General features: G+C 33.4%; 8 protein-coding genes. 4 read left to right on the top strand and 4 right to left on the bottom strand.

All coding sequences use genetic code 11. The features are described 5' to 3' along the window. Positions 1 to 379: 379 nt before the first annotated feature. Positions 380 to 976, bottom strand: a complete 597-nt coding sequence (locus ABUA27_RS11140; RefSeq protein WP_129981153.1) for a TetR/AcrR family transcriptional regulator — start codon at positions 974 to 976, stop codon at positions 380 to 382. Positions 977 to 1111: 135 nt separating this feature from the next. Here ABUA27_RS11140 and ABUA27_RS11135 point away from each other — a divergent pair, with 135 nt between their 5' ends. Then, entirely contained in the window at positions 1112 to 3040 is a 1929-nt protein-coding gene (locus ABUA27_RS11135; protein ID WP_129981152.1) for an NAD(P)/FAD-dependent oxidoreductase, read from the top strand. A gap of 199 nt (positions 3041 to 3239) precedes the next feature. Here the strand turns inward: ABUA27_RS11135 and ABUA27_RS11130 are convergent, their stop codons facing one another. The 3 genes from ABUA27_RS11130 to ABUA27_RS11120 all read right to left on the bottom strand — a co-directional run bounded on the left by ABUA27_RS11130 (position 3240) and on the right by ABUA27_RS11120 (position 6008). Further along, positions 3240 to 4178, bottom strand: a complete 939-nt coding sequence (locus ABUA27_RS11130; RefSeq protein WP_287969065.1) for a 3-hydroxyacyl-CoA dehydrogenase — start codon at positions 4176 to 4178, stop codon at positions 3240 to 3242. 193 nt (positions 4179 to 4371) lie between these two features. Then, complete coding sequence (locus ABUA27_RS11125; protein ID WP_129981150.1) at positions 4372 to 5652, bottom strand: glucose-6-phosphate isomerase; 1281 nt, start codon at positions 5650 to 5652, stop codon at positions 4372 to 4374. Next, a complete protein-coding gene (locus ABUA27_RS11120; protein WP_006506415.1) occupies positions 5649 to 6008 on the bottom strand; it encodes a CvfD/Ygs/GSP13 family RNA-binding post-transcriptional regulator in 360 nt (119 codons plus the stop codon). The genes ABUA27_RS11125 and ABUA27_RS11120 overlap by 4 nt, the downstream gene beginning before the upstream one ends. Before the next feature lie 172 nt (positions 6009 to 6180). On the opposite strand from ABUA27_RS11120, the gene ABUA27_RS11115 reads away from it, so the two are divergent. The 3 genes from ABUA27_RS11115 (at position 6181) to metK (ending at position 8146) form a co-directional block, all read left to right on the top strand. Beyond that, positions 6181 to 6390 carry a hypothetical protein gene (locus ABUA27_RS11115; protein WP_129981149.1) on the top strand — a complete coding sequence of 70 codons (210 nt, stop codon included), beginning with the start codon at positions 6181 to 6183 and terminating at the stop codon, positions 6388 to 6390. Positions 6391 to 6594: 204 nt separating this feature from the next. After that, entirely contained in the window at positions 6595 to 6822 is a 228-nt protein-coding gene (locus ABUA27_RS11110; RefSeq protein ID WP_022425304.1) for a NifU family protein, read from the top strand. Positions 6823 to 7000: 178 nt separating this feature from the next. Next, positions 7001 to 8146 (top strand): methionine adenosyltransferase, encoded by a 1146-nt coding sequence (metK, locus tag ABUA27_RS11105; protein ID WP_117458385.1) that lies wholly within the window; start codon positions 7001 to 7003, stop codon positions 8144 to 8146. Positions 8147 to 8323: the final 177 nt, after the last annotated feature.

Here is an 8323-nt window from a genome sequence, read left to right as displayed (position 1 = left end):
CAGATTTAAAGGTGCTGTTTCCAAGACCCCCAAATATTTAGAGCGAAGGTCTGACCCCCACAAAAATTAAAGACCCCCAACTTATGAACAAGTCAATCTTCGGATTGACTTTTTTTATGCATAAAAAACGGGATCCGTGTCAATGCTGAAGGAGTGCAAGAGATAGCGAAAGCTATCTCCTTTCTATTACTCAAATTCATATGTGGATCCTCTTTCTTAGGTTGTAAAATAACTTGTCGTCATAGGAACTTAAAAAACTGGAAAGGATTTATATCCCCTCCAGTTATAATAAAGACCCAAAATAAAAATACATTCCGTGAGCTATCCTGATTTACATTTTGGAAGATAATTAATTTTAGTGGACTGAAGTGTAAAATATTTATATAAATTGAGAATGTAAACTAGGCAGAATACCTTTAGTGATAGTAATAGTAATAATTTGTAACATTTCTTCTTTTGATGTTTGTGGGCTTTCTAAATGCCACCATTTTATGGCAGTTAAGATATTAGACGCAATAAGTATTGTAAAATAATTAGCAATTTTGATTTTAGAATCTTTTATATGATAATGGCAAATAAGTTCATCTAATAAATATTGGCTGTAAATTGAAAGCATCTCATCAAATATATTTATAGGTAATTCATTATTATATAGTATTATAAAAATATCTTTATGTTTATTGAAGTAATCTAATAAGGGGATAAAATATGGCTTAAAGTCATTCTCTTTTTTGAAATCAAGAATGATAAATTGAGCATTGATATTTTTTTTGAATTTTGTAATAAGTTCTTCTGTTATTTTATAAATTAAATCATATTTATCTTCATAATTTCTATAAAAAGTAGAACGATTGATTTTACATTCATTAATTAATGATTTAATGGTAATATCTTTAAAATTATATGTTTCTAATAATTTAAGAAAATGTGATTGGATATTTTGTTGTGTTTTTATAGTTCTTAAGTCTTCGCCCATTTTTTCTTCCCTATGCAACCGTTATCATTATAAAGTTGCATATGCAACATTTTTGATTACTTTGTTGCTTGTTAATAATTTACCATAATTATATCATTTTTTATATAAATTATGAAGAATATAAGGAGCTAAAGTATGAAAAACAAATATTATCCTCATCTATTTGAAAAAGGAAAAATTGGAAATGTTGTTATTAAAAATAGAATTGTACGTAATTCTATGGGAACTTATTTAGGAAATCCTGATGGAACAGTCACTGATAGACAAATTAAAGCTTATGCACAAGCTGCTGATGGTGGTGCAGGGCTTATTTTTATGGATAATGCTGTGCCTGTGCCAATGACATCTTGTGGTTTAAGAGCCGATAAAGACGAATTTATTGCTGGATTGACTTTATTAGCAGAAACTGTAAAAGAACATGGAGCTACACCTGGCTTACAGTTGGCTCATCCTGGTAGAGATGCAGGATTTGTAGGTAGTGCTCATGTTATTGGAGCCTCACCTATTACTTATGAACCATGGTATGAAATGGGATTTAAATTACCTAGAGCATTAACTATTGAAGAAATTCATGATTTAGTAGAAAAATTTGGTGATGCTGCTTTAAGAGCAAAAAAAGCAGGATTTGAAGTTATTGAAATTCATGGTGCTGCTGGTTGTATTCCAACAAATTTCTTATCACCACATGATAATAAGCGTACTGATATGTATGGTGGAAGCTTGCATAATCGTATGAGATTATTGTTGGAAATTGTAAGAAATATGAAACAAAAATGTGGAGCAGATTTCCCTATTGGTGTTAAATTGAGTACTGATGACTGGGAACCAGATGGAATTCGTATTGAAGAAACAGTCGAAGTTGCTAAAGCATTAGAAAAAGAAGGAGTATCTCATTTAAATATAATGGGTGGAACACATGCAACAGCATCTAGACAATTCTTATTACCAAATGCATTTAATGCTGAACATGTAAGAATGATTAAAGATGCTGTTCATATTCCAGTATTCATTGGACATAATATTTTCTCTCCTGAAGAAGCTGAAAAGATGTTAGCAGAAGGAAATGGTGATTTTGTTGCTTTAGGCCGTTCTCAATTAGCAGATCCAGCATGGGCTAAAAAGGCTAAAGAAGGAAAAGCAAGAGATATTAAACCATGTATCAACTGTATGATTGGTTGTATTGATAAAGGTATGCTAGGCCATACACCAATTCATTGTACAGTAAATCCAACTTTATATAGATTTGAATGTAAACCTGTCGTTGAGGCTGAAGTTAAGAAAAATGTTGCAGTTGTAGGTGCTGGTCCAGCAGGATGTGAAGCTGCATTAACTGCTTCTTTACGTGGACATAAAGTCACTATTTTTGAAAAAAGAAGTTTTGGTGGCGCCATGGTAGAAGCTAGTAAACCTGATAACAAAGCAAATATTAGACGTTTAATTCATTACTATGAAGATCATATTACTAATGATCCTAACATTACTGTAGTTAAAGAAGAAGCAAACTATGATATGCTTGTTAATGGTGGATTTGATGCTGTTGTTATTGCAGTAGGCGGAAAAACAAGAACACTAGATGTTCCTGGTAGTGATAGAAGTACAGTCGTTTGTGCAAATGATTACTTGAATGGATCTAAAAAGGTTGAAGGTAAAAATGTTGCAGTAATTGGTGGAGGAATTACAGGAGCTGAAACTGCGCTAGAATTGAATGGAGAAGGAAAAAATGTTACTGTTGTAGAAATGGCAGATAGATTCTTAGCTAATCCTGGTTCTTCTTGTCAGGCTTATAGTATTACTATTGCCCAATCAGATATCAAAATCATGACTGGCAAACGTTTAGTTGCGGTTGATGATAAGGAAATTACTTTAACTGATAGATGGGGTAATGAAAATAAAGTTGCTGTTGATAATGTTGTTATTGCGGCAGGATTCATTCCTCAGTATGATTTAGCTAATCAGCTAGAAGAAAATACAGATATTGAAGTTTATAACGTAGGAGATAGTAAGAAAGTGCGTCAAATTTATGATGCAGTTCGAGAAGGATTTATTGCAGCTAGACAAATCTAGTAAAAGTTTTTACTACATGTCCTATTCGATTTAATTTAATTCTTTGTTTCTTAACAATTTGAGACGTCACATACTGAACCACCATGAAAAAAGTATTTTTCAGGGTGGTTTTTGTGTTTCATCTGTTTATCATTCGGTCACATTAGGTGCAGCACTTTATTCGATAAATTACACATAGAAAAACGCATGTCACCATGCGCTATTTTTTGTACTTATAGAATCCTTCACCAGTACTATATCCTAATTTTCCTTGATCAATATAAGACTTCAACATCTTATGCATACCTTTGAAATTATAAGGGGCTAAGAAGCCAGGAATCTTTACATACATACCAACAATCTCATAAGCAGTCTTTAATCCTACTGTATCAAGAATCTGGAACGGTCCTTTAGGTGCACCAGTACCTAAAGTCCATGCTTTATCGATACTTTCAGGATCAGAAATACCATTGACCATTAAATCCATACCTGAGAATAATAATGGGATTAACATAGAGTTTAATAAGTATCCTGATTTTTCTTTGTTGACAGGTAATGGAATCATTCTAATTTCTTTCGCAAATTTCATAATCTCATCAAAATAAGCCTTATTTGTCTTATCTTGCATCATAACTTCTGTCATATTATTCTTCCAGATCGTATTTGCAAAGTGTAAGGCAAGGAACTTATCAGGTCTACCAGTAAATTTAGCTAATTTGCTAGGAAGCATAGTAGAAGAATTAGTCACTAGAATTGTCTTATCAGGAAGTAGGGGAGCCATCTTTGTATAGACATCCTTCTTAGCTTCCATATTTTCTGTCATAGATTCAATGACTAAATCAGCATGTTTAACTGCTGTTTTCATATCAAGCTCTAGCTTGATTGTAGAATAAGCACGTTCTACCTTTTCTAGGCAGTTCTCCTTATCGAAATCATCATAGCCTGCAATACCCATACACCATGTATTGATAGATTTATCAATATCCATGAGATTAATTGCATCAATATAAGACTGCTTGATAGAATCAAGCTTAGGCTGTGTACGTCCAATACTGCCTTCACTTCTTAACCAGATTGTTACATCAAAACCACAATATGCTGCCTGGAATGCAATCTGTGATCCCAGAACGCCGCCACCCATAATAGTAATGTTCTTCATGTTTTCCTCCTTTCTAGTAAAATGAAAACAGAAGAAAAATTTCTTCTGCTTCACTACTATCTTTTTAAACATTATCTAATTTTCATTATACTGATTAAAAAGAGATTATCTACTATACTTTGTGAAAAACATCACAATTTCTTACAAACTAATCACATTGTACAAAAAAATCCCGCAATTGCGGGATTTCTTATTAATATCCAGGCTTACCTAAAAGCTTGAACATATTCTTCTTATAAACTTCAACACCTGGCTGGTTGAATGGGTTAACACCTAATAGGTAAACGCTCATTGCACAAGCCTTTTCGAAGAAGTATACCATATAACCAAAGCTATATGCATCAACATGATCAAGAGTGATCTGGATGTTAGGTACGTTACCAACATTTACATGGGCATCAATAGTACCTTCACATGCTTTCTGGTTAACATAATCAACTGTCTTACCAGCTAAATAGTTTAAACCATCTAAGTTTTCTGCATCACTAGGGATTTCTAAGTTCATCTGAGGTTCTTTGATCTTTAATACAGTTTCGAATAAAACTTTAGAACCTTCCTGGATGAACTGTCCTAATGAATGAAGGTCAGTTGAGAAAGTACCACTTGTAGGTAAGATACCTTTTCCTTCTTTACCTTCAGATTCACCAAATAACTGTTTCCACCATTCAGCAGTCTGCTGCAACTGTAAGTTATAAGTTACAAACATTTCAGCTGGGTAACCAGCCTTTAATAACATCTGTCTTGCAACACCATACTGATAAGCATCGTTTGTAAGAAGATCTGGATTGTTGTATTTATCCTGTGCATCTTTAGCACCCTTTAACATTGCATCAACATCGATACCAGCCATTGCGATAGGGAATAAACCTACTGCAGTTAATACAGAATAACGTCCACCGATATCATCAGGAACTACGAATTCTGTATAACCTTCCTGGTCAGCTAAAGTCTTTAATGCACCCTTATGAGCATCTGTAGTAGCAACAATTCTTCTCTGAGCTACTTCTTTACCCTTAGTTTCTTCAAGTAATTCTTTGAAGATTCTGAAAGCAACTGAAGTTTCAGTTGTTGTACCAGACTTAGAAATTACATTAATACCGAATTCTTTATCTTTTACATAGTTCTTAACCTGTGCTAAATAAGTAGCAGAGAATGTATTACCAATATAGATGATCTGAACCTTGTTTGTTGGGTAAAGACCATTGATTGCTTCAATAGCAGCTCTTGCGCCTAAATAAGAACCACCGATACCACAAACTAATAAAACATCAATTTCTTCAGATAATTCTGCAGCTTTTTTCTTAATGTTTTCTACTTCAGTCTTGTTGTAGTTAGTAGGTAAGTCAACCCATCCTAAAAAGTCATTACCTGCTCCTGTTTTGTTGTGGATCATATCATGAACTTCTGCGACTCTGTCCTTATATGATTCCATGCTTTCTGTTAATTTAGCTTTACTTAAATCAACGTTGATCATACATCTTCCTCCTTTGCGATTCCTCGACTGATCCATCGAGGCATCATTTCTCTTAGTGGATTAAAACCCTTAGGTGTTTCCACGATTGACTTTCTTTTGCGAAAACGTCTCTTTTTCGCGACTGCTTTTAAAGAAAGCCTTGCCTGGTGATGGACGTTATCTATATCAATGACTTTTACCTTAACCTGTTCTCCATAAAAGACAAATTGATTTACGTCACGAACAAATCCATCAGATATTTCTGATATATGGATTAATCCGCTACTTCCATCAGGCAATAAAGCAAATGCACCATATGGTTGAATACCAGTAATGGTCACATCAACAATGTCACCTACATGAACTTGATGTTCCATTGCACGCCTCCAATCAACTGCATTATAGCATAATTATAATAGTGATAAAAGAATAGATAATAATAATTCTTTAATGTGAAAAAGATAAATAATTTGTATTTAATATGATATACTTTACAAAAAAATGAGTATGGTATAGTTAGTATATGCTAACACAGTAGAGGAGAACCATATGAAGAAAAAAATATTATATATTTTGGTTGCTGCATTACTCTATATACTCACACAAGTTCCAACTATAGTAAGTAACTATAAGTTTGAAGCTGGAATATGGGATATTGAATTGTGTAGATATGTTCTTATGTCTGTAGGATGGATGATTGTCGTACTCTATGTCATTCATTTTGTATTGGATTATATTAAAAATAACAGTGATGAATAACGTTGAAGAACCCTCAGGGGTTCTTTTATTATGCTTGGTAAGAATCATAGAATATGTACAAAAAACAGTGAATTATGCTTAAAAATGTGCAATCTAATAAAATTGTCTAATAAATAAGTATGTTTTTTAGTGATTCTATAGGGTATATCACTTTTCTTTTTTATTTTGTGTGTTATAATGGTCAAGCAGAAGCGAGGTGAAATCATGGAAGAAAAGATTGAAGCCATTAAGGAAGTCATTCATAAGTTGAGACCCTATCTACAAAGAGATGGTGGAGACTTAGAATTCGTTGATTTCAAAGACGGCATCGTTTATGTACATATGCTTGGTGCATGTGCGGGATGCATGATGTTAGATTCTACTATTAAAGATGGTGTTGAACAGATTTTAGTAGAAGAAGTCCCAGGCGTTATTGAAGTACAGGCAATTTAATTAAATATTTTTATACTCTTATTCAGAACCACACAGATGAGGATCGTTTTAAAGTGGTGGCAACCCTTATATAGAAGGTGCCTTGACCAAGCAAGTATTACTTGAACAATAAGAGGAAGCAGATTAGTACGCTTTCCTCTTTGAGGAGAGCTTTTTTATTACAGGAGGAAAAGAAAAAATGGAAAAGAACTTATTTACATCAGAATCTGTATCAGAAGGACATCCAGATAAGCTTTGTGATCAGATCAGTGATGCAATTTTAGATGAATGCTTAAGACAGGACAAATATTCACGTGTAGCTTGTGAATGTTTTGCAACAACTAATTTATTAGTCATTGGTGGAGAAATTACAACAAATGCGAAAGTAGATTATGAAGCAGTGGCTCGTGATGTTATGAGAAGAATTGGCTATACTGCTGAAGATTTAGGTATTGATGCAGATACTTGTGAAATCAAGGTAGTAATGGATACACAGTCTAGTGATATCGCATTAGGTACAAATGTAGAAGTAGGTGGTGCAGGTGACCAGGGTATCATGTTTGGTTATGCAACAAATGAAACTGAAACATATATGCCTTTACCAATCTCTATGGCTCACGAATTAGTACGTTATGCAAGTGAATTAAGACATAACGGTACATTCAAACATGCAAGACCTGATATGAAATCACAGGTAACTATTGATTATACAGATGAAAATAATCCAAAGGTTGATACAATCCTTATGTCAATCCAGCATGATCCAGATTTCAATGAAGAAGAATTCAAGACATTCATTAAAGAAAAGATCATGAAGGAAGTTGTAAGAAAACATCATATGAATGAAGATTACAAGGTATTCATCAATCCAACAGGAAGATTTGTTATTGGTGGTCCTCATGGTGATACTGGTTTAACAGGACGTAAGATCATTGTTGATACTTATGGAGGAATGGCAAGACATGGTGGAGGCGCATTCTCTGGTAAAGACCCATCAAAGGTAGATAGAAGTGCAGCTTATATCACTCGTTATATCGCTAAGAACATTGTTGCAGCAGGATTATGTGATCGTATTGAAATCCAGTTATCTTATGCAATTGGTGTAAAGGATCCTACAAGTGTGCATGTTGATACTTATGGAACTGGTAAGGTAGCTGATGAAGTCATCTTAGATGCAATCAAGAAAGAATTTGATTTAACTCCTCAGGGTATCATCAATACATTAGATTTATTAAATCCAATCTATGGCCCAACAGCTGCTTATGGACACTTTGGTCGTACTGATGTTGAATTCCCATGGGAAAAATTAAATAAAGTAGAAGACTTAAAGAAATACTTAGCTTAAAGAAGACATTAACGTCTTCTTTTTTTATATTTTATGTCAAGACTGTTTTTTTAGTTTTTTTTATGTATAATATAGTTATAGAAAGAATTGTAAAGGAGGAATTAAGTGTGAAACAAAAATCAATCAAAACGTATAAAAAAAGACAAACTTAAAAACAAGTTTGAATAATTTAGAAAA

The organism is Catenibacterium sp. RTP21428st1_D7_RTP21428_210409, assembly GCF_040227455.1.
Taxonomy (GTDB): domain Bacteria; phylum Bacillota_I; class Bacilli_A; order Erysipelotrichales; family Coprobacillaceae; genus Catenibacterium; species Catenibacterium mitsuoka_A.
Note: the sequence above shows the minus strand (reverse complement) of the source record. Positions and strands in the feature narration are given on the sequence as shown.